The sequence below is a fragment of the Sphingomonas lycopersici genome, from assembly GCF_026130605.1.
Taxonomy (GTDB): domain Bacteria; phylum Pseudomonadota; class Alphaproteobacteria; order Sphingomonadales; family Sphingomonadaceae; genus Sphingomonas; species Sphingomonas lycopersici.
The window spans coordinates 61,050-81,651 of record NZ_JANFAU010000003.1 but is presented as its reverse complement, the minus strand read 5'-3'; the positions used below and the strand labels follow the sequence as shown (position 1 = coordinate 81,651).

The 20,602-nt window shown below is 68.4% G+C and carries 18 protein-coding genes; 3 read left to right on the top strand and 15 right to left on the bottom strand.

What is annotated here, in order from left to right:
* Window positions 1-9: 9 nt before the first annotated feature.
* Complete coding sequence (locus NED98_RS07100) at window positions 10-1,395, bottom strand: aminotransferase-like domain-containing protein (protein WP_265312374.1); 1,386 nt, start codon at window positions 1,393-1,395, stop codon at window positions 10-12.
* Between the two features lie 111 nt (window positions 1,396-1,506).
* Between NED98_RS07100 and NED98_RS07095 the strand changes: the two genes are divergently transcribed.
* Window positions 1,507-2,349, top strand: a complete 843-nt coding sequence (locus NED98_RS07095) for a PhzF family phenazine biosynthesis protein (RefSeq protein WP_265312373.1) — start codon at window positions 1,507-1,509, stop codon at window positions 2,347-2,349.
* A gap of 6 nt (window positions 2,350-2,355) precedes the next feature.
* On the opposite strand, the gene NED98_RS07090 is transcribed toward NED98_RS07095, so the two are convergent.
* The 7 genes from NED98_RS07090 to NED98_RS07060 form a co-directional block, all read right to left on the bottom strand.
* The gene (locus NED98_RS07090; RefSeq protein ID WP_265312372.1) at window positions 2,356-2,802 is read right to left on the bottom strand and encodes a host attachment family protein; all 447 of its coding nucleotides are present in this window, start codon (window positions 2,800-2,802) and stop codon (window positions 2,356-2,358) included.
* A 68-nt stretch (window positions 2,803-2,870) separates the two neighbouring features.
* The gene (locus NED98_RS07085; protein WP_265312371.1) at window positions 2,871-3,740 is read right to left on the bottom strand and encodes an RDD family protein; all 870 of its coding nucleotides are present in this window, start codon (window positions 3,738-3,740) and stop codon (window positions 2,871-2,873) included.
* A complete protein-coding gene (locus NED98_RS07080; protein WP_265312370.1) occupies window positions 3,718-4,740 on the bottom strand; it encodes a stage II sporulation protein M in 1,023 nt (340 codons plus the stop codon). Before NED98_RS07080 ends, NED98_RS07085 begins: the two co-directional genes overlap by 23 nt.
* Window positions 4,737-6,047: a DUF58 domain-containing protein gene (locus NED98_RS07075; RefSeq protein ID WP_265312369.1), complete on the bottom strand. Its 1,311-nt coding sequence runs from the start codon at window positions 6,045-6,047 to the stop codon at window positions 4,737-4,739. Before NED98_RS07075 ends, NED98_RS07080 begins: the two co-directional genes overlap by 4 nt.
* Window positions 6,044-7,000: an AAA family ATPase gene (locus tag NED98_RS07070; RefSeq protein ID WP_265312368.1), complete on the bottom strand. Its 957-nt coding sequence runs from the start codon at window positions 6,998-7,000 to the stop codon at window positions 6,044-6,046. The genes NED98_RS07075 and NED98_RS07070 overlap by 4 nt, the downstream gene beginning before the upstream one ends.
* Window positions 6,997-8,211, bottom strand: coding sequence for a DUF4350 domain-containing protein (locus tag NED98_RS07065; protein ID WP_265312367.1), 1,215 nt, complete (start codon window positions 8,209-8,211; stop codon window positions 6,997-6,999). Before NED98_RS07065 ends, NED98_RS07070 begins: the two co-directional genes overlap by 4 nt.
* Window positions 8,208-8,867: a DUF4129 domain-containing protein gene (locus NED98_RS07060; RefSeq protein WP_265312366.1), complete on the bottom strand. Its 660-nt coding sequence runs from the start codon at window positions 8,865-8,867 to the stop codon at window positions 8,208-8,210. Before NED98_RS07060 ends, NED98_RS07065 begins: the two co-directional genes overlap by 4 nt.
* A 200-nt stretch (window positions 8,868-9,067) precedes the next feature.
* Between NED98_RS07060 and NED98_RS07055 the strand changes: the two genes are divergently transcribed.
* Complete coding sequence (locus tag NED98_RS07055; RefSeq protein ID WP_265312365.1) at window positions 9,068-9,868, top strand: DUF7847 domain-containing protein; 801 nt, start codon at window positions 9,068-9,070, stop codon at window positions 9,866-9,868.
* 11 nt (window positions 9,869-9,879) lie between these two features.
* On the opposite strand, the gene NED98_RS07050 is transcribed toward NED98_RS07055, so the two are convergent.
* From NED98_RS07050 to NED98_RS07035, 4 genes are read right to left on the bottom strand one after another with little or no spacing between them, the layout of a single operon-like run.
* Entirely contained in the window at window positions 9,880-10,161 is a 282-nt protein-coding gene (locus NED98_RS07050; protein ID WP_265312364.1) for a DUF3325 family protein, read from the bottom strand.
* Window positions 10,158-11,603, bottom strand: a complete 1,446-nt coding sequence (locus NED98_RS07045; RefSeq protein ID WP_265312363.1) for a PepSY-associated TM helix domain-containing protein — start codon at window positions 11,601-11,603, stop codon at window positions 10,158-10,160. Before NED98_RS07045 ends, NED98_RS07050 begins: the two co-directional genes overlap by 4 nt.
* 20 nt (window positions 11,604-11,623) lie before the next feature.
* The gene (locus tag NED98_RS07040; RefSeq protein WP_265312362.1) at window positions 11,624-11,920 is read right to left on the bottom strand and encodes an iron transporter; all 297 of its coding nucleotides are present in this window, start codon (window positions 11,918-11,920) and stop codon (window positions 11,624-11,626) included.
* Window positions 11,917-14,076, bottom strand: coding sequence for a TonB-dependent siderophore receptor (locus NED98_RS07035; protein ID WP_265312361.1), 2,160 nt, complete (start codon window positions 14,074-14,076; stop codon window positions 11,917-11,919). Before NED98_RS07035 ends, NED98_RS07040 begins: the two co-directional genes overlap by 4 nt.
* A gap of 369 nt (window positions 14,077-14,445) precedes the next feature.
* Between NED98_RS07035 and NED98_RS07030 the strand changes: the two genes are divergently transcribed.
* Window positions 14,446-14,766 (top strand): DMT family transporter, encoded by a 321-nt coding sequence (locus NED98_RS07030; protein WP_265312360.1) that lies wholly within the window; start codon window positions 14,446-14,448, stop codon window positions 14,764-14,766.
* A gap of 81 nt (window positions 14,767-14,847) precedes the next feature.
* On the opposite strand, the gene NED98_RS07025 is transcribed toward NED98_RS07030, so the two are convergent.
* From NED98_RS07025 to NED98_RS07015, 3 genes are all read right to left on the bottom strand, one after another.
* Window positions 14,848-16,905 carry a S9 family peptidase gene (locus NED98_RS07025; protein WP_265312359.1) on the bottom strand — a complete coding sequence of 686 codons (2,058 nt, stop codon included), beginning with the start codon at window positions 16,903-16,905 and terminating at the stop codon, window positions 14,848-14,850.
* Window positions 16,906-17,096: 191 nt separating this feature from the next.
* Window positions 17,097-18,356: a metal-dependent hydrolase family protein gene (locus NED98_RS07020; protein WP_265312811.1), complete on the bottom strand. Its 1,260-nt coding sequence runs from the start codon at window positions 18,354-18,356 to the stop codon at window positions 17,097-17,099.
* A 168-nt stretch (window positions 18,357-18,524) separates the two neighbouring features.
* Window positions 18,525-20,594 (bottom strand): alpha-glucosidase, encoded by a 2,070-nt coding sequence (locus NED98_RS07015; protein ID WP_265312358.1) that lies wholly within the window; start codon window positions 20,592-20,594, stop codon window positions 18,525-18,527.
* Window positions 20,595-20,602: the final 8 nt, after the last annotated feature.

Genomic DNA, 20,602 nt, shown 5'->3' with positions numbered 1-20,602 from the left:
CGCGGCCCCTCACAACGCCCGCGCGAGCGCGGCGAACACCGCATCGTCGTCGCTCATCGCGACGTTGAAGCGCATCCGGTCGTTCCACAATCCACCGGCGCTGAACACCTTGCCCGGCGCGAGCACCAGCCCCTGCGCCAGCGCCGCCTCGGCCAGCGCCACCGCATCGCAACCGTCGGGCAGCTTCGCCCAGACGAAGATCCCGGCATTGGGCTCGATCCACGGTTCCAGCCCCGCGGCGCGGAGGCGGCGCAAGGTGCCCGCCATCGCGCGGGCCAGCCGGGTGCGGATCGTTTCGACATGGCGGCGGTAGCTGCCGTCGGTCAGCACTGAATGGAGCAAGGTGGCGGCGAGCGGATTGCCCGACATCGAGGTGGCGATGCGCAGATCGGCGAGCGCCTCGATCCAGTCGGCGCGCGCCGCGATATGCCCGCAGCGCATCGCGGCCGAGAGCGACTTGGAAAAGCTGCCGATGCGGATCACGCGATCGAGCCCGTCGAATGCGGCGAGCCGCGGGGCGGGGGAGATTTCGAAATCGGCGAAGATATCGTCCTCCACCACGATCAGGTCATGCGCCTCGGCGAGCCTGAGCAGGCGGTGCGCGATTGGCGCGGCGAGCGTCGCGCCGGTCGGATTGTGGATGCCCGAATTGGTCAGGTAGAAGCGCGGGCGGTGGGTTTCGAGCGCCTCCGCAAAGCGCGCGATATCGGGGCCGTGCGGGGTCATCGGCACCCCGATCGCGGTCACGCGATGCGCGCGCATCAGCGCGAGGAAATTGAAATAACATGGATCGTCGACCAGCACGGTATCGCCGGGTTCGAGCAGGAAACGACAGATGAGATCGAGCGCATGCGTCCCGCTGTCGGTCAGCATGACCTGATCGAGCCCGGCCTCGATCCCCTGATCGGCCAGCCGCCGTGCGAGCAACGCGCGCAATCGCGACGAGCCGAGCGGGGAATCGTAACCGGTCAGCGTGCCGGCCGACCCGCGCGCCGCGGCGCGCAGCCCCTTGCGGATCGCGTCGCTCGCGAGCCATTCGTCGGGCAGCCAGCCGCACCCCGGCATCATCGCGCCACGATTCTCCGCGAGCGACTGGCGGAGCATCCACAAGGGATCGACCTGCCGCGCGGCGGCCACATCGGGGCGATCGAGCGTCAGCGGCGCGAGCGGCGCGGTGACGTAAAAGCCCGAGCCGGGGCGCGCGCGGATCGCGCCCTCCGCCGCCAGCCGGTCATAGGCCTCGACGATCGTCGATTTGGAGAAGCCGGTGGTCTCGGCCATCGCGCGGACGGATGGGAGGCGCGCGCCGGGGGGCAGCGTCCGCCGCGCGATCCGCTCGCGGACGATCCGCATCACCTGCCCGGTGCGGGTTTCCGCGCGTGCGGCGCTGGCCATCGTATTGATCTCCGGATCGGTACAGTTTGTACTTATCGTATCGAACTGTCTCTGTTCGCGCCAGCCGCGGCGCGGCATCGCGGATCACGCATCGCCAAGAGGAGAAAATTCATGCCCCATCGCCCGTTCAGCCTTGTCGACGTGTTCGGCAGCGCGGATTTCAGCGGCAATCCGCTCGCGGTGATCGCCGATACGCAAGGGCTGACGACCGAGGAGATGCAGCGCATCGCGCAGTGGCTCAACCTCTCCGAGACGACCTTCCTGGTACCGACGACCGACGCGGCGGCGGATTATCACGTGCGCATCTTCACCCTGGCGCACGAATTGCCGTTCGCGGGGCATCCTACGCTCGGCACCTGCCATGCCTGGCTCGAAGCGGGCGGGCAGCCCCAGCGTGACGGGGTCATCGTCCAGCAATGCGGCGCGGGGCTGATCGAGCTGCGCCGCGCCGCCGACGGCAATCTCGCCTTCCGCGCCCCGCCGCTGGTCCGCAGCGGCACCCCGAGCGAGGCGGAGATCACCGAGGTCGCCGAGGTGCTGCGGATCGATCGCGCGGCGATCGTCGACGCCCAATGGGTCGATAACGGCCCGGGCTGGATCGCGGTGATGCTCGGATCGGCGGAGGCGGTGCTGGCGCTGGAGCCCGCACGACACCACGCGCAGCGGATCGATATCGGCGTGGTCGGCCCGCATGAGCCGGGCGACGCGGTCGCGTTCGAGCTGCGCGCGATCTTCAGCGACGCGCACGGCGCGCTGATCGAAGATCCGGTGACCGGCAGCCTCAACGCCTCGGTCGGCCAGTGGTTGTTCGCCAGCGGCCGCGCGCGCGGTTCCTATGTCGCGGCGCAGGGCACGCGCCTTGGACGCGCCGGGCGGATCGCGGTGTCGCAGGATGCGAACGGCGACGTGTGGGTCGGCGGGCGCACCGTCACGATGTTCGCCGGGCAGCGGTAAGGCCGGTTACTCCGCGATGATCGCCTGCTCGATCGCGGTGGTGGGATGTTTGACGAGATCCTTGGCGATCTCGCCGACGATGCGATCCTTGACTGCCGGATCGAGCTGGCCGCGCAATTCACCCAAAGTGCGCGGATCCGCAACGACGATCAGCGCGTCGAACGCCTGTTGCAGCGCCTGATCGCGCAGGAAAGCGGCGGTTTCGGCGGCGAAGCTCTTCTTCTCCTGCGCGTGAAAGTCGGTCTCGGCATAAGCGCTGCGGCGCGTCGCCCCCGACAGCGAGAACGAGGTCCGCCCCGGCCGGTCGCTCTTCTGGTCGCGGTCGGGCGGGTTCACGTCTTCGAGCAGGTTGACCGGCTCGAGATGGGGGTAAGTGGCGTCGCCGCTGTTGCGGAACAGCAGCCGTTTCTGGCCGTCGGTGACGAGTACATGGGTCGCATGCGCAAGCCGCATCGCCGTTCTCCTTCCGATTTTCGCTTTGCTTCTGCAACGCTTGCACGGGGGAGAGGGTTGCGATGCGGCTAATTGCCGAACTTGTTCTGCCGCCGCCGCCCGACGAGCAGCCCGCTTTCCAGCCGCGCGCATAACGCAAGATAATAATCGGTCAGGAAACCGAGATCGTCGCCGTCGTCGGCGATATTGGCCTTGCGGCGGATCGTCGCCGCCACCGTGGCGACCGCGCTCGGCCGGCCGCCGCGCAGCACGTCTTCCAGCGTCTGCAGCTCGTAGACGCCGTAAAGCGCGAGCGCGGCATCCGAGAAATGCCGTCGCGCGCGATCGGGCGCGGGGCCGATATCGGCGGCGAGCTTGCCGCCCGGCGCGTGGATCACCCATGTCCCCGCGACGAGATCGCCGGCGCGCAGCCGATCGCGGTTGAACAGCGGGAAGAACAGGAAAATCCCGCTCCACGCCAGCGCGAAGAGCGCAAGGAACGCATCCGCCGTGCCCTGCGCGGTCTGCGCGGCGAGGAACGACAGCGGCAGGAACAGCTCGATCTCCCGCAATGCGTTGCGCGCGATCACCGCCCCGGCGGTCAGCCGCGCGCCGTCCCGCGCGACCACGCGCAACCCCATCGCGCGCTTCCCCGGGGTGGCGCCGCGCCCGCTCATCTCGAACAGCACGAACCAGCCGTTGCGCAGCATGAACGCGCCGATCAGCCACAGGATGACGAGCAGTTCGGAGCGGGTGGCGATCGCCGCCCAGCCGATCACCAGCGTCGCGACGACCAATATGACCAGGATCAGCGCGACATCGAGCGCGAAGGCGGCGATCCGCGCGCCGGTTGCGCCGAGTTCGAGCCGTAGGTCGACCCCCTCCGGCGTGATGAAGGTCCGGCGCAGCGCATCCGGCCCGGCGGCGCGCGCGCGCCTAGGTCCGAACGGCCAGCGCACGCCGCCTCCCCAGCCCGTAGAAATAGACCAGCCAGCCGACCAGCATCGCCGCGCCGATCGCCGCGCGCATGCCGTCGGTGCGCACCACCTGACGCCCGATCCCTTCGAGCACCCCGGCCACCGCGAGCATCACCACCGCGCCGATCATCGCGGTCGCCGCGGTCCGCCCGGCGGCGATCGCGGCGTCCATCCGGTCGGCACGGCCGGGGAAGGCGATCGCGGTGCCGATCCGCATCCCCGCCGCGCCCGAGATGATGATCGCGAACAGCTCGGTCGTGCCGTGGATCGACAGCCAGGCGGCGAAGCTCAGCCCGAGCCCCTTGGGGGTGAAGACCGCGAACATCGCCCCGAGCATCAGCCCGTTATAGAGGATCAGCAATATGGTCGGCACCGCCAGCGCAAAGCCCAGCGCGAAGGAAAAGATCGCGATCTGCGCATTATGCCCGAACAGGAAGGCGGCAAAGGTGGCGAGCCCGTCGCTGGCATGCGGATAGAGCGTGGCGCGCAGCGCGGCGATCGAGGCCGAAGGATCGCGCCCGCCCGCCAGCCCCTTGGGGATGACGCCGTAGAACCAGCCGGGATCGCTCCGCACGAGGATATAGGCCGCGATCGCCCCCGCGACGGTGATCAGCGCCATCGCCAGCGTCTCGCGCCACAGCGACGCGACCGCACCGGGCCAGCCGCGCGCGAAAAACCCGCCCAGCTCGCGCGCCGCCGAGGTCGGCACGCCATAGACCTGGAAATAGGCGCGCGCGCACAATTGCTCGAGATAGGTGATCAATGCGCGATCGAGCGAGGTCTCACGTGCCACCGACAGCGACGACAAGGTGGTGCGATAGAGCAGGGGGAGCGCGAGCAGGTCGTCGTCGGAGATCGCGCGCAGCGAGCGTTTCTCGATCCGCGAGACCAATGCCTCCAGCCGCTCCCAATCAGCGGCATGGGCGGCGCGGAAGCGGCTGGCGTTGAGCAGGATCGGTTGATCCTCGACGCGCGCGGTCACAGCAAGTTCCTCCGCTTGAGATCGATATAGCCGTGGACCAGCCGATCGCCGACGCGATCATGCTCGCTTTCGATGACATGCGCGCCGAGATGGCGCAGCCGGGTCAGCACCAGCAGCCGATCGCGCAGCAGCGCCGCCGCGGTGACCGCGCGGGTGACGTCGGCAGGGGTTTCGGGGGCGCGGTCGACGATCGTCTCCAGTTCCTCGTCGCGCAGCACGACGATCAGGATGAGATGCTTCTTCATCAGCCGCGCCACCGCGCGAACGAGGAAATCGGCCGAGGTGAGATCGGTGAATTCGGTGAACAGCACGATCATCGAGCGCCGCGTCAGTTGCGCGGCGAGCGTGGTGAGCGCGAAGGTGTAATTGGTTTCCTCATTGCTGTAATCGATCGTCGCGGCGAGGTGCTGCAGCTCGGGAAACGCCGCCGCGCCGCCGATGAACCCGCTCGAGATACGCGGGCGCGCATCGAAGGCGGAAAGCGCGATGCGGTCGCCGAGCTTGAGCGCGACCCAGCCGCACAGAAGCGCCCCTATCACCGCACGATCGACCCGCGGCATTCCCGCGACCGGCTCCGACATCTGGCGCCCGGCGTCGATCGCGAAGACGATCTGGCTGTTGCGCTCGCTGTGGAATTCCTTGGCGTGGAGCTTGTGGAAACGCGCCGATTGCTTCCAGTCGATCGCGCGCCGGTCCATCCCGGCGCGAAATTCGACGAGCGCGTGGAAATCGGTGCCGTCGCCGCGATCGGCCTGCGCGACCAGCCCCTGCAGCGCGTGCCGCTGAAACAATTGCGCGCCGCGGTCCTGTATCGCCTGGATATCGGGGAGGATCGCCAGTCGCCGCTCCCCGGCAAGCCGCCGCTGATGCCAGACGAGCCCGAGCGGCCCGGTCCAGCGCAGCCACAGGTCCCGAAACGCCGCCGTCCCACGCCGCACCGGGGTCAGCGTCAGCGCGCCGATCCCTTCGCCCCCGAGCAGCGCGACCCCGATACGTCCGTCATCCTCGATCGCGACGAGCGGATCGGGCGAAAGCGCCACCTCGACCCGCCGCGGCGGCCGTTGGCCGGCAATGCCGACAATCACCGGCACGTCGAGCGGGGCGCCGATCGCCGCACTGCGCGGCAGTACCAGCTCGGCGGTCGCGCGCGCGGCACCGAGCAGCGCGTCGGCGAGGACCAGCAGCAACAACGCGAGCGGCCACAGCAATGCGAGCTGCCAACGCCCGGGCAGCGCGACGGCGAGCGCCAACGCCAGCGGCGCGCCGGCAACCGCGCCGATCACCGCAAGGCGCGTGGGATAGATCAACGCGGCGCCTCGATCGTCTCGATGATCCCGTTCACCACATCCTCGATCGCGCGCCCGCCGATCTCGGCCGCCGGCGACAGCGTCAGGCGATGACGCAGCAGCGCGGGGGCGAGCGCCTTCACATCGTCGGGGATGACGAAATCGCGCGCGTCGAGCGCGGCGCGCGCCCGCGCGGCTCCGGCGAGCATCGCCCCGGCGCGGGGAGAGGCGCCGCTTTCCAGATCGGCGACGTCGCGCGTCCCGCGCACCAGCGCGACGACATAATCGGTCACCTCGTCGATCAGCCGCACCTGCGCGACCGCCGCGATCGCCGCCGCGATCGTCGCGCTGTCGGCGCAGCGCGTGACGCCCCAGTCGGCGGGCGACATCGCCGCCTGCCGCGCACCGTGGGTCGCGACGATGCGGCGCTCCTCCTCGGCGCTGGGATAATCGACCGCCTGTTTGAACAGGAAGCGATCGAGCTGCGCCTCGGGCAGCGGATAGACGCCCTGCTGCTCGATCGGATTCTGCGTCGCGACCACCATGAAATGCTCGCTCAGCCGCAGGCTCTCGCCGTCGATCGTCACGGTGCGTTCCTGCATCGCCTCGAGCAAGGCGGCCTGCGTCTTGGGCGGGGTGCGGTTGATTTCGTCAGCGAGCAGCAATTCGGTGAAGATCGGGCCGCGCGTCAGCGTGAAGGACGAGGTCTGGAAGTTGAACAGATTGGCGCCGATGATGTCGCCCGGCATCAGATCGGGGGTAAACTGGATGCGGCCGAACTGCAGCCCGATCGCCTCGGCGAAGCTGTGCGCGAGCAACGTCTTGGCGGTGCCCGGCGGGCCTTCGAGCAGGATATGCCCGCCGGCGAACAGCGCGACGAGCATCAGGTCGACGGTCGCTTCCTGCCCGACGACCGCCTTGCCGATTTCGCCGCGGATCGCCCGGCCGAGCGCCTGAACTTCTTCAACCGTCACCGTCTTTCCTCCCACAACCAGTGATTGAGCGCGCGCGCGGCGCCCAAGATATCCTCACGCCGGTCGGCACGTTCCGCCGCCGCGAACAGCTCGGTGAAGCGCGTATCGCCGCCGAGGCCGTCGAGATAGGTGTCGGCCTCGGCATCGCGCAGCCCCGCAGGCACGCCGAACACCGCGCGCGCGCGATCGCGGACCAGCGCGGCATAGCGATATCCCAGCGACGCCTCGCGACCGGCGCGCCGAACCAGCGCGGCGGTATTGTCGATCAGCGCGACCTTGCCGAAGGCGATCGCGCGAGCGCGCGGGCGCGGCGCGCCGAACCGGGTCACCGCCTGCCACCCGGCGAGCGCCAGCGCGACCGCGAGCAGGATCGTCGCGCCGACGAACGGCGGGACGAACATCAGCTTCAACGGGCTCCGGCCACGCGCGAGATCGTTGGTCACCACGTCGAAGGCGATCCCCGACACGCCGGGCGCGTTGAGGTGATCGAGCAGCGCCAGCGCCGCGCGCGCGTGGGGCAGATCGCGGATCCCGTGGTTCGACAGGAGATCGGGGTCGGCGAGCACGTAGCGCTTCGTGTCGTGGATCCGCCCGAGGACGATATGCCCGCGCTCGTCGGTCAGCAGCGGATCGAGCAGCGGCGTCGCGGCGATCGCCTGCAACGGTCGCGGCGCGGCGACCGCGAGCAGCTTCGGCATGCCCCCCACCGGCACCAGCGGCCGCCCGAACCTCTTGACCCGCCCGACGCGCAGCCGCGTCGCCGGCGCCAGGACGCCTTCGGGCTCGCCGGCGGGCAGCAGCCCGACGATATTGACCCAGCCGGGATTGTCCTGATCGGCCGCCGTCAGCCATTTCGGCAACACGATCAGCGTCGGCAGATTGGTGCGGGCGGCAAGGATCTTGGTCATATCCGCCGCGCCACGCTCGGGGGTGATGACGAGCAGATTGTCGGTATCCCAATCCGCTTCGTCGCGGATGATGCTGGGATAGCGCCCGGTCGCCCGCGCCAGCTCGACCAGCCCGGCATAGCCCGTCGACGCCTTGGACAAAGCGTGCGATCCCGCGGGCGCGCCGCCACTGCCGAGATCGGGCGCGAACGCCCCGAGCAGCAGCGAGCCGACGAAACCGATGACGCCGACCGCGAGCAGCAGCGCGACCGTGACCGGCCGGAAGAGCGCGGGTCTGTCGCGGCCGCTCGCCAGATCGCTCATCCGCGCCACGCCTGATTAAGGGCGAGATCGGCATAAGCCGCCCGCGCGACGCGCCAGTCGTCGCCGCCGACCGGCCGCCCGCCGAACAGACTGCGCTCGACCAGCGCCGCGATCGATGCGAACAATCCGCGCACCGCCGGCGGCAGGGCCTCGGCGCGGGCGAGCTCGCGACTGGTCAGCGCCGGACGGACGAGCTGCGGTCGCCGTCGCGCGATATCCTCGACCGACCGGAACAGCAAGTGGTGGACCGCTTCGGCGTAATGCCCTTCGGCGGCGAGCGCATCGGCTTCCTCCAGCCAGGCGCGCGCCGGGCCGGCCTCGGGCGCCCATATCTCCTCGGCCGCCGTGGCCTCGACCTTCCGCCGCCGCCGCGGCCGTCGCGGCAGCCGCCATTCGCCGCCGCGCGCGCGATCGACGATCATCCACACCAGCCCGGCGGCGAGCAGCACGATCAGCGTCCACAGCAGGATCCGCGCATAAGGCGCGTCGGGCATCAGGCTGGAGATCCAGCGCAGGAAACGCCCCACCGGCGCCAGCGCGTCGCCGATCCACTCCGCCAGCTTGCGCAGCCAGGCGGGCGGCTCGGGCGGCTTGGGCGGGCGCGTGAAGTCGAACTGGATCGACGCATCGGCGCGCATCGCCTGATGCGCCGCCACGAGCGGATCGGCCGCCGCCGCTGGTTGAACCTGTCCCCCGATAACGCCCTCCCCGAGCGAGGATCGCACGGTTGCCCCGGAGCTTAGCGAAGCGCGGGCATCGCGCAACCGGCTGGTAAAAAATGTTTACAATCAATTCGCTGGACAGCGCCCCGCATCGGGCGCAGGTTCGCCGCAGCTTAACCTTGGGGGCAGGGCGCATGGCGACACAGGCTTTCGGTGAAGAACAACGCGCGCTGTCGGTCGGCAAGGCGTTCTCGCGCGGGTTCGACGCGATCCGCGCTTATCCGCTGCAGACGTTGGGGCCGATCTTCGTGCTGACGGTGGTTCCGGGGCTGCTGTTCCAGACTTTGGGGGTCAACGCGCTGATGGCTGCCGCGGCGCGGGGGACCGCGCCGCCCCCGGTGGGGCTGATCATCATCGGCGGGATTCTGCTTTCGCTACTGTGGGGGACCGCGCTCGGTGCGGTGATCCAGGCGACGCTCGCTCATGCCGAAGGGCGCAAGCCCGAGCTGGGCGAGATGCTTCGCGCGGCTGTCGCACGGTGCGTGCCGCTGGTGATCGTCTATCTGCTTTACACGCTTGCGATCATGTTCGGCTTTTTGCTGTTCATCGTTCCCGGCATCTTCATTGCGACGATGTGGTCGATGGCCATGGTCGCCGTGGTGGCGGAGCGGCCGGGGGTGTTCGGCGCGTTCGGACGCAGCGCGAGGCTGACCAAGGGCGCACGCTGGAAGATACTAGGCGTCTTCGTGGCGATGTTCGTCATCTACATCATCGTCTTAAGTTTTGCGGGGCTGACGGGCGCAGCCTCGACCATGTCGCTCGCCTCGCTTCAGGCCGCCCCGCAGGCGAGCGTTGGCATCGGACAAATCATCATCGCGCTGATCAACGCGCTGTTGACGACCTGGATGGCGGCGATGTTCACCTCGCTGTTCATCGAATTGCGCGAGTGGAAGGAAGGGCCGGATACCAGCCGGCTGAGCGATATCTTCGCCTGATCGTCTCGGCGTCAGCGGCGGCGGGATTTCCGCTGTGTCGCTGGGCGCAACAACAAGGCGGCCGCCAGCGCCTCGATCGCGAGCGCGCCGATCCAGCTGGTGATCGCGCGCGCCTGTTCGCCGCCCGAGGGAAGCAGCAGAAACGATAAGGCGAGCAGCGCGAAGCCGGCGCAGCGCAGCGCGCGGCGGCGCGTTGCGGTCCAGCGCCGCCCGAGCCACTGATCGGCCTGACGCGGGGTCGCCAGCGCGATCGCGAGCAGCGCGGCGAAGGAGGCGAGCAGCGCGGGCGTCATGCGGTGGCGCGCCGGCCGCCGGCGCGGCGCGCGGCGAAGACGAAGCCGGCGGCCAGCGCCAGCGCGATCAGCGCCACCGTCAAATGCAACCGATCGAGCCGCATCGAGCGGGTGATCAGGTCGGTCAGCGGGATCGCCGCGCAGGCGGCGGCGGTAACGGTGAGGATCTCGCGCCACGCGCGCCGCGCCGGGCGAAGCGCGGCATAGATCAATATCGCCCCCCACAGCCAGAACATCACCCGCACTTCCGTCGCCGCACGCTGCGCCAGATCGATCGGCAACAGGCGGTTGGCGAGGAAGAAAGCGGCGAAAGCGAGCGGCGTGCCCGCGACGATCGCGATGTTGAGCCGCTCGACGATCGCAAAGCCCAGCCCCTGCCGCTGCGCCCGGCGTTTCTCGGTCCATAGCACCAGCCCGGCGCCGATCAGCGCGGTCAGCATCAGGCCGCACACGAAATAGAGCCAGCGCGTCAGCGTCTCGCCGAAGCGTGCGGTGTGCAGCGCGTAGAGGAAGTTGAAGGTGCGCAGCGCGGGGCGTCTTTCGACATGCGCGGCGATCGGGCGGCCGGTGGTGCCGTCGAAGCTGATCACCTGACGCTGGATGCCGATGCGCTGGTCCTCGCCGCTCGTCACCGACACCACAGCCGCCGCGTCGCCGGGGTTGAGGATGGCGATCTGCGCGATATCGCTGCCAAAAAACTGCTTCGCCTTGCCGAGCATCGGCGCGATCGGCGCCAGCGGGGCGGGGACGTGTCGCGCCGGGCGATCGACCGCGGCGGGATAAAGATCCTTCCACACCGCCGCCATATCGCCGCGATAGAGCGACGAGGCGCCCCACGGCATGATGAGATTGGCCAGCGTCAGCGCGCCGGTGAAGGCGATCATCAGATGAAACGGCAGCGCGGTGACCGCGAGCACATTATGCGCGTCGAGCCAGCTTCGTTGGCCCTTGCCGGCACGGAAGGTGAAGAAGTCGACGAAGAAGCGGCGATGCGCGACGATCCCGGTGATCAGCGCGAGCAGCATCGCGACCGCCGCCGCGCCGGCCAGCACCCGGCCCCAAGGGAAGGGGAGTTCGAGCTCGAAATGCAGCCGATAGAAGAAATCGCCGCCCAGCGTATCGCGCACCGTCGCCGGATCGCCGGTTTTGGGGTCGAGCCATTTCTGCGCGAAATCGCCGCCGGGCGCGGTCCAGACGGCATAGCTGGTCGCCGATCGCCGGTCGGCGGGCTGGATATACCACGCGGGCGATGTCGCGGCATGCTTGCCCAGCCAGTGCACCGCCGCGCTGCCCGCAGTGACGCTGTCGGCCGCGCAGCATCGCGCCTCGGGCCGCATCCAATTGCCGATCTCGCTGCGGAAGACGCTGAGCGTCCCGGCCAAAGCGATGACGAACAGCAGCCAGCCGACGATCAGCCCCGCCCAATCGTGGAGCCAGGTCATCGCGTTCCGGAAGCCGGGCTTCACGGCCGCCACCCCGCGGCGAACGCGAGCCCCGCGAGCAGCGAAGCGGCGATCGCCAGCCCGATCCACGCCCGGAATGCGGTGCGCGCGTAAAAGCACGCCATCATCACGATCGGCAGCCCGAGCAGCGCGATCATCGTCGCGACGATGCTCGCTTCCTCACGCGACAAGGGCATCGTCCAGGCGACCGCGACTGCCAGCAGCACCGATACGCCATAGCCCCCCGCGACCGCCGCGACGCTGCGCGACAACACCGCAAGACGATAACGCGCGGAGATCGGGCGGGCATTTCTCACCAGCGGAACCCGATCGTTCCCTGCACGGTGCGGCGCTGCCCGTACCAGCACCAGCCGACCGAGCTGAGGTAGCAGCTGGTGAGATATTTGCGGTCGAAGATATTGGCCGCATTGAGGCCGATCTCCAGCCCCTTGAGGCTCGGGTTGGCGCGGCCGAGATCGTAGCGCAGGAGCGCGTCGAACAATGTGTAGGACGGGGTGTGGCTGTCGCTGCCGGCGTAAACCTTGTCGACCCAGCGCAACCCGCCGCCCAGCTTCAGTCCCGCCAGCGGCCCGGCCTCGGGTGCCCAGTCGAGGTTGAACGCGGCATTGCCCCGGCCGACCCCGATCAGCCCCTTGCCGATATTGGCGGGATCGGCGTCCGCCACCGTCTTGACGATCTGGTGGCTGAACGCTGCGCGGGCGGTGAAGCCGTGCGGCAGCGGCACGGTCGCTTCGGCCTCGACGCCTTGCGACCGCACCTTGCCCGATTGGGTCGAATAGACGCTGTTGGGCACGGCGGTGAGCAAATTGGTCTGCTCGATGCGGAACCACGCCGCGGTAAGCAGGATCGCGGTGCCCGGCGGCTGGTATTTCACCCCCGCCTCGATCTGTCGCCCGAGCGACGGGCTGGCGCCGGTCGTGGTGCCGTCGCCGCGCAGGACCTGGCCGAGCTGCGGCTGGAACGAGGTCGAGTAACTGACATAGGGCGCGACGCCGATCGGCGTCATATACAGCGCGCCCGCGCGCCAGGTGAATTTGCGATCGCGCTGGGAGGCGCCATTTTCGGTCTCGGCCCAGTCATGCCGCCCGCTCAGCGTGACGCGCAGCCCGCCCCAGCTGATCTGATCCTGCGCATAGAGCCCGGTCTGGCGAAGCTTCGCGTCATATGATCCCGGGGTGCCGATCGCGCCGGGGGTGAGCGGCACGGGCGTGGTCCCGTAAACCGGGTGGAAGGCGTTGATCGGGGTGACCGCAATGCCGTTCACGGTATCGCCGAACGCCGCGATCTCGGTCGAATGCGCGACCTGCCGATCGACGCCGATCATCACCTGATGCGTAAGCGGCCCGGTGCGGAACCGCCCGCTCAGCTGATTGTCGAACGTCCAGTTGTTGAGCTTTTCGTCGGTGGCATAAGCCGCGCGGCCGAAGGTGGTGAGCGTCGCGTCGGTCGCGACGCCGGTCTGATAGATCGCGCCGAGATCGGTCGAGGCATATTGGTAGCGCCCGCTCGAGCGGAACGCCCAATCCTCGCCGAACCGGTGGGTGAAGATATAGGTCAGCGCGGCCTGTTCGCGGCGGAAGAAATCGCCCGGCTCGCCGTCGGCGAATTGCGTGGCGATCTTGCCGTTGGGGTTCGCGAAGAGCGTGCCGAGCGCGGGGGCGCTGCCGTAATTGCCGTTCTGCGGATCATGCGAATAGGCCGCCAGCACGGTAAGGCTGGTATCGCTTCCCGCACCGATCGTGACCGCGCCGCTCACCGTCGCGCGGCGGCGCTTGCCGAAGCTCTGCTGCGTATCGGCGCCGTTGACCGCGCCATAGAGCCGCCACAGCACGTTCCGATCGATCCGCCCGCCGATATCGGCATCGACGTTATAGAGGTTATAGGTGCCGTAGGTTCCTGAGACCGCGCCGTAAAATTTCTGATCGAGCGGCAATTTGCTGGAGATCGCCACCAGCCCGCCGGGGCTAGACTGGCCGTAAAGCACCGAGGCCGGCCCCTTGACCACCTCGATCCGGTCGATCCGCGATACGTCGACCTGCGGATTGGCATAGCCGGTCGGGCTGTCGAACACCCGGAGCCCGTCGAGATAGCGCGGCGCATCGAAGCCGCGCAGCTTGAACTGATCGTAGATCTCGGCATTGGCGCCGCGCGATTCGGGAGTGACCCCGGCGACATAACGCAGCGCCTGATTGAGATTGGCGAGCCCGAGCTGGCTGATATCCGCGCTGCTCACGACGCTGATCGACTGCGGCGTCTCGACGATCGGCGTATCCGATTTGGTGCCCGAGGACGCCTGCCCGACGACACGCTCCCCACGCACCACCACTTCGTCGACATTGTCGGCGGGGGCGGCATCGTCGGTGGCGAGCGGCGCCGCGATCGCGGCTGTGCTCGCGGTCGACGCGAGCAATATCGCGCCTACGAACAGGGAGTTGCGGGGTCGCGCACGCATCGGAACCTCATCAGCAAGGGAAGTGGTGTGCGCCCTTAAGCTAATGAGAGTGATTCGCAATCTTATTTTTGCGATTTCGTCATTTCGATGAAACGGTAAGCGGGATCACCTCTCCCCGTTCGCCCTGAGCTTGTCGAAGGGCGTCTTGCCGTTTGCGAGTTGGGGCCGCCCTTCGACAGGCTCAGGGCGAACGGGGAATGCTCTGAATCTTCCTCGCCGCCCGCCGCGCAACAGCGGCTGCGCAGCAGAGGAGGAGCGCCCTGGTGGACAGACAGGCGACAAGCGCCTATCGGGCCGCCGGCGCGCGCCTCTTTCGGGTTTCCGGCCGTCGCGCCTTTTCATCCGAGCCCGCAGAAATGGAGATACCCGATGGCGTGGCTCGTCCTCGGCATTGCCGTGATCACCGAAATCATCTGGGCGCTCAGCCTCAAATGGGCGGCGACCCAGGGCAGCTGGCTCGCCTCGTCGGTGCCGATCGCGCTGAGCTTCGTCAACATGGGGCTGCTCGCGCTTGCGATGCGCGGGCTGCCGGCGGGAACGGCCTATGCGGTCTGGACCGGGTTGGGCGCGGTCGGCGTCACGATCTTCGGCGTGATGTTGTTCGGCGAAAAGCTCAATCCGGTGCAGGCCGGGTTTATCGGGCTGATCATCGTCGGCGTCGTCGGCACCAAATTCTTCGCCACCGCCTGAGCCGGATCCGGCAAAATTTAGCTTCTGTCCCCGTCATGCCGGGTCAAGCCCGGCATGACGGCAAAGGGCCCAAGCCGGCGACTATTTCGCGGCCTCCGGCGACGCGCGATAGCGATCGAACCAGGCGATGATCGCGGCGGCCTTGGACGCGCTCTGCGAGGGGCGGGCGGTGAAGCCGCCGTGGCTCGCGCCCGGCACCTTGACCAGCGCGGTCGGCACGCCGCGGATCTGCAGCGCGGCATAATATTGCTCGCTCTCACTTACCGGGGTGCGATAATCCTCGCTGCCGACCACCACCAGCGTCGGCGTCTTGACGTTGCCGACAAGGCTGAGCGGCGAGCGGTTCCAATAGCTCATCGGATCCTCCCACGGCTTCTTGGTGAACCAATAACGTGAGGTGAAGACGGTATTGTCCATCGTCAGCGCCTCGCTCGCCCAGTTGATCACCGGCTTCTGCGTCGCCGCCGCCTTGAAGCGATCGGTCTTGCCGACGATCCACGCAGTGAGCACGCCGCCGCCCGACCCGCCGGTGACGAACAGATTGTTGGGATCGGCGGTGCCGTCGGCGATCGCGGCGTCGACCGACGCGATCAGATCGTCATAATCCTGGCTGGGATAATTCTTGTCGATCAGATTGGCGAATTCGGCGCCGTAAGAGGTCGATCCGCGCGGGTTGGTCCACAGCACCGCATAGCCGGCGGCGGCGTAAAGCTGGACGTCGCTGGCGAAGCTCGGGCCATAAGCGCTGTTCGGGCCGCCGTGGATTTCGAGGATCAGCGGCACTTTCTGCCCCGGCTGGCGACCCGGCGGGGTGGCGAGCCAGGCGTCGATCGCGCGCCCGTCCGGCGCGGTGACCGCGATCTTGCGCACCGGGGCGAGCGCCTTCGCCTCGAGCAGGTTGGCGTTGAGGTTGGTCAGCCGCCGCGCCTTGCCGCCGGACGACACCCAGACGTCCGCTGGGGCACTGGCGTCGCCGCCGGTATAGGCCACCACGCCGCCGCGCGAGACCGAAAAGCTGCCCCCGGTATAGGGACGATCGATCCCGCCGCCGGCGATATTGTCGACGATCGGCGACAGATGCCCGTCGAGCGAGATCCGCGCGAGCTTGCGTTTCCCGTGATCGTCGTAGCTGGCGTAGAGGCTCTTGCCGTCGCCCGCCCATTGCGCATCCTCGATCGAGCGGTCGAGCGAGGCGGTCAGCGAGCGCGGCGCGTCGGCCGCGCGGCCGCCGACATAGAGCTGGTTATTCTCATAGCTGCGCCGATGATCGTCGAACCCGATCCACGCGATGCGCGCGCCGTCGGGGGAGAAGAGCGGCGCTTCGTCCGGCCCGTCGCGGGTGGTAAGGGTGCGCAGCTCCCCGCTCGCGACATCGACCGCGAAGACGTCGCTGTTCATCACCTGCCGCTCGGCATCGGGGCCGCGGATCGCCGAGAACAGGATCGTGCGGCCGTCCTGGCTCCACGACAGCGGGCCATTGTCGTCGAACTTGCCGAAGGTCAACTGGCGCGCGCCGCCGCCGTCGGCCGAAACGACGAAGAGATGATCGTTGCCGGGCTTGATATAGCCGCCGCCGTCGGCGCGATAATTGACGCGATCGATCACCTCGAGCGGCTCGGCCCATTTCGCGCCCTCGGGCTTGGCGGGCGGCTTGCCGAGCCGCATCGGCTCGCCCGCCACCGTCGCGATATAGGCGAGCCGCCGGCCGTCGGGCGACCAGGCGAGTGCATTGGGATCATTGGGCAACGTGGTCACCCGCGTCGCCCCCTCGCTGCCGAGCCAGCGAACGAACAATTGCGGGTGCGCGCCGTCCGACGCGACATAAGCGATACGCGTGCCGTCGGGCGACCAGCGCGGGTTGGAGCCGCTCGCGGCGAACGGCGTCTGGCGGCCGCTGGCGACGTCGATCAGCCACAAGGAGGATTGCATCCGGTCGCTCATCACGTCGCCCGAGCGGCGGACATAGACGATCGTCCGCCCGTCCGGGCTGATCTGCGGATCGGCGGCGATCGAAAGCTGGAACAGGTCGCTTCCGGTGAAGGCGCGGGTGGGGCCATCCGCCGCGGCGGTGGCCGCCGGGGTTTCCGCCAGCGCGGGCGCGGCGGTGGTGACAAGAAGAAGAGCAGCGAGCAGGCGCATCACAATCCCCGGTTATGGTTTTGATGGCGAGAGAAATGCGGCGCGGCATCGCCGCTGGCAAGCGCGATATTGGCGCCGGATCGCTCTCGCCGGGATGTCGGAATAATTCTTACGCCGCCGGGCGCGAGGGCGTTCTAAAATATCGTTAGAGCTTTGGGTGCACGGCGATTTTCATCGATTGCCGATCGCGCTCAATGCGCGGAGCGCTCGTAAATTGCGCCGTCCTTCATGACGAAGCGGACCTTGCGCAACGCGCCGACCGACGCGAGCGGGTTCCCCTCGACCGCGATCAGATCGGCCAGCATGCCCGGCTTCACCGCGCCGATCCGATCCGCCATGCCGAGCATCGCCGCATTGCCCGAGGTCGCCGCGATCGCGACTTGCGCCGGCGACATGCCCGCGGCCACCATCGCTTCGGCTTCGCGTGCATTGTCGCCATGCGCGAAGACGCCGACGTCCCCGCCGAGGCAGATCGCCACGCCCGCCTTCATCGCCGCGGCGAAGGCGCGGCGCGATTCCGCGACACCGGCGGGTGCCGGGTCGCCGCCATTCCACCCCTGATAGCGCGCGATCGCCTCCGATGCGGAAAGCGTCGGGCAGAGGCCGGTCCCGCGCGCCTTCATCAACGCGAAAATCTCGGCATTTCCCTCGCCGCCGTGCTCGATCGTATCGACCCCCGCCAGAATCGCGCGGCGCATCCCTTCGGCGGTATGCGCATGTGCGGCGACCTTGCGCCCCGCGCTGTGCGCGGCCTCGACCGCGGCGGCCATCTCGGATTGCAGATAGGTGGGGCGGCTCGGCTCCCCGGTGCTCCAGCGATAATCGGCATAGAGCTTGACCACATCGGCGCCCGCCGCGATTTGCCGCCGGACCGCAGTGACCAGATCGGGCCCGTCGGCCTGCTCGGCGCCGAGCGGGGTCGCCACGCCCGGCTCGAACCCGCGCGGCCCGTAGGAGCCAGTGGCGACGAGCGCGCGGCTGGCGATCAGCATCCGCGGCCCGGGAACGATATCCTGCTCGATCGCCTGCTTGAGCCCGGCATCGGCATAGCCGGCGCCTTCGGTGCCGAGATCGCGGACGGTGGTGAAGCCGGCCATGAGCGTGCGCCGCGCCGCGACGGTGGCGCGCACCGTGCGCAGCGCGATCGCCTCGTGCAGCACCTGCTGATCCCACGGCGTTTCGTTATAGGGGTGCAGGAAAAGGTGCGAATGCCCCTCGATCATCCCCGGCATCAGCGTCGTGCCGGGCAGATCGATGATCCTGGCGTCGGCGGGCGGCGAAACCGTCGCGCCGACCGCCTCGATCCGGTTGCCGCGCACCAGCACCGCCCATCCGCGATGGAGCACGGTCGTCGCGCCGTCGAAAATCGCGTCGGGCTTGAGCAGATAGACCCCGCGCTCCGATTCCTGCGCCGTTGCGGCGTGGATCGGGGCGAGCGTGAAAACCAGCATCGCCGCGATCAACCGCACGATCGCGCTCGTTACGAATGCGGCCCCGCGCGCGCTGTCGGCGATTACCCTGTTCAAATCCCCAACCCCCATTGTCGATCCAGCCATCCCTCTCGCGACGACCATCAGATCAGGAAACCGGCCGGGTGTACAGGCGGGCGCGCTGGTCGATTATCCGTGCATCAGGGAGCAGAAAAGCTCGGCGTGGCGGCTTCCTTCGCGCCAGAACACGGGCGGATGGCCGAAGGGGGCGGGGGTCTCGACGGTCGATCCGCCGGCATGTCGATCGCCGGACCAGAGGTGTACCCACGTCGCGCCGGCCGGCAGATAGACCGCACGGCTATCCACACCCGCCTCGATCACCGGGGCAACGATCAGATCGCGGCCATAGCCATATTGCGTCTCGATGCCCCAGCAATCGGCGTCATCCTCCCAGTCGAGGAACAGCGGGCGTTGCAACGGCATCCCGGTCGCGACCGCCTCCTCGCACAAGGCGGCGACATAGGGCGCCAACCGTGCATGGACCCTTGTCATCGCGGCGAAATGGGCGAGGACTTCAGGATCGCCGTCGATCTGCAGATTGTCGTCCGGCCTATTCCCCTCGTGGCTGCGCATGACCGGCGAGAAGGCGCAGAGTTCGCTCCATCGCATCAGCAGTTCGGGGGTGCGGACGTTGCCATACAGGCTGGTGTATCCGCCGAGATCGCTATGGTGGTACGCGTTCCCCACCATACCGGCAGAAAGCGCGGCGCGAATGACTGTGCCGATCCCGTCGTGGCGGGAGAAGTCGACGCTCTGGTCGCCAGCCCAGAGCAACGGGCAGTAACGGCCGACATCGGTGTAGCCGGCGCGCATGAAGAACAATGCCTCGCCGGTCTTTCCGCGCGAGGCGATCGCGCGCGCGTTGACCTCGGCCCAGATCGTCGGCCAGGCATTATGCGCGAGCATGCCGTCGGTGCCGTCGTGGAGGCGGATATCGGTGGGGAGATATTCCCCGAAATCGGCCATCCAGCCCGCCAGGCCGATATCGAGCATCTCGCGCCCGATCACGCGCTCGGCGAACCAGTTCGCCGCGGCGGGATTGGTGAAATCGACGATGCCGCAATCAAATTCGCCGAAATCGACGATATAGGGCTCGTCGGCATCGAGCCGGCGCGCGAGCAACCCGGCATCGACCGCCTCGACATAGAGATCGCCGTCCACCGCGAGATACGGATTGACGTAGCCGAGAAAGCGGATGCCGCGCGCGTTCAGCGCCGCGATGCGCTCGCGCAATGCCGGATAACGCGCGTCATTGGCTTTCCAGTCCCAGAACAGGCGCTTGCCGAAGCTCGTCTCGCGCAGCCCGACCCAATCCTCGCACCATAATCCGGTCACCACCGCGCCGGCGGCGATGATCGCTTCCATCCGCGCGAAGCTTTCCATGCCTTGCTTGAACCCGAGGATCGCGCCCTCATAAGCCCAGGCGGGCAGCGGCGGCTGGCGACCGAACCTCGTCGACAGGATCCCGGCCAGCTCGGCGAAGCGATCCGCCGCGAACAGCTCGATCCGCGCAGGGATCTCCCATGCCTCGATCTCGTGGAACGCCGGATCGCGGAAATCGAAACAGGCATAGGCGGTGGTATCGAGGTGGAGCGCATAATGCCGCGAGGAGACATAGGTCGGCTGCGGATAATTGGTGTTCCAATAATCGCCGCCCGAGCGCCCGTCGCGGTCGCACTGGAAGGTCAGCAGAGTCGATTTGTCGCGACCGACGCCCGGCTCCGAGGTCCATAGCGGGAAGCGCCGGCCCGCAAGGTCGAAATAGGACAATTGCTCGCCGCCGCCCCACAGGCGTTCGCCGGGCTGCGCGACGCAGCGCAGCCACAATCGGTTGAGGCGATCGGCCAGCGCGGTGAGGGCAAGCGCGCCGCCTTCCACGGTGATCGCGAGCAGCGGATCGCCGCCCGGCGTCGCCGCCAGCGCGACCGTCGCGCCGTCGATCAGCGCATGGCGCAGCGGAATGCGCGCATCGAGCCGGTCGGACAGGAAATAATTGCCGCGATACATGTCGACGTCGGCGCGGCCCTCGCCGACGAAGATCGCGGGATCGTCCGGCCGGTGGCGCAGCACGAGCGTCGCGCCGATTGACAGATCGAAGCCACCGTCGACGGCGCGCAGGCGCAGGTCGCTCGCGCCGCTGGCAAGCGCGCCGGCGACGGTGGTGCCGCCGACCGGCGGTCGCGAACAATCCTCGGCCATCGCTTCCT

Coding starts and splice junctions, on each gene's coding strand:
- NED98_RS07020 (WP_265312811.1), bottom strand. CDS start 18,356: ATGCTGGTTTTCACGCTCGCCCCGATCCACGCCGCAACGGCGCAGGAA.
- NED98_RS07090 (WP_265312372.1), bottom strand. CDS start 2,802: ATGCGGCTTGCGCATGCGACCCATGTACTCGTCACCGACGGCCAGAAA.
- NED98_RS07015 (WP_265312358.1), bottom strand. CDS start 20,594: ATGGCCGAGGATTGTTCGCGACCGCCGGTCGGCGGCACCACCGTCGCC.
- NED98_RS07100 (WP_265312374.1), bottom strand. CDS start 1,395: ATGGCCAGCGCCGCACGCGCGGAAACCCGCACCGGGCAGGTGATGCGG.
- NED98_RS07050 (WP_265312364.1), bottom strand. CDS start 10,161: ATGACGCCCGCGCTGCTCGCCTCCTTCGCCGCGCTGCTCGCGATCGCG.
- NED98_RS07065 (WP_265312367.1), bottom strand. CDS start 8,211: ATGAGCGATCTGGCGAGCGGCCGCGACAGACCCGCGCTCTTCCGGCCG.
- NED98_RS07095 (WP_265312373.1), top strand. CDS start 1,507: ATGCCCCATCGCCCGTTCAGCCTTGTCGACGTGTTCGGCAGCGCGGAT.
- NED98_RS07055 (WP_265312365.1), top strand. CDS start 9,068: ATGGCGACACAGGCTTTCGGTGAAGAACAACGCGCGCTGTCGGTCGGC.
- NED98_RS07035 (WP_265312361.1), bottom strand. CDS start 14,076: ATGCGTGCGCGACCCCGCAACTCCCTGTTCGTAGGCGCGATATTGCTC.
- NED98_RS07030 (WP_265312360.1), top strand. CDS start 14,446: ATGGCGTGGCTCGTCCTCGGCATTGCCGTGATCACCGAAATCATCTGG.
- NED98_RS07025 (WP_265312359.1), bottom strand. CDS start 16,905: ATGCGCCTGCTCGCTGCTCTTCTTCTTGTCACCACCGCCGCGCCCGCG.
- NED98_RS07045 (WP_265312363.1), bottom strand. CDS start 11,603: ATGACCTGGCTCCACGATTGGGCGGGGCTGATCGTCGGCTGGCTGCTG.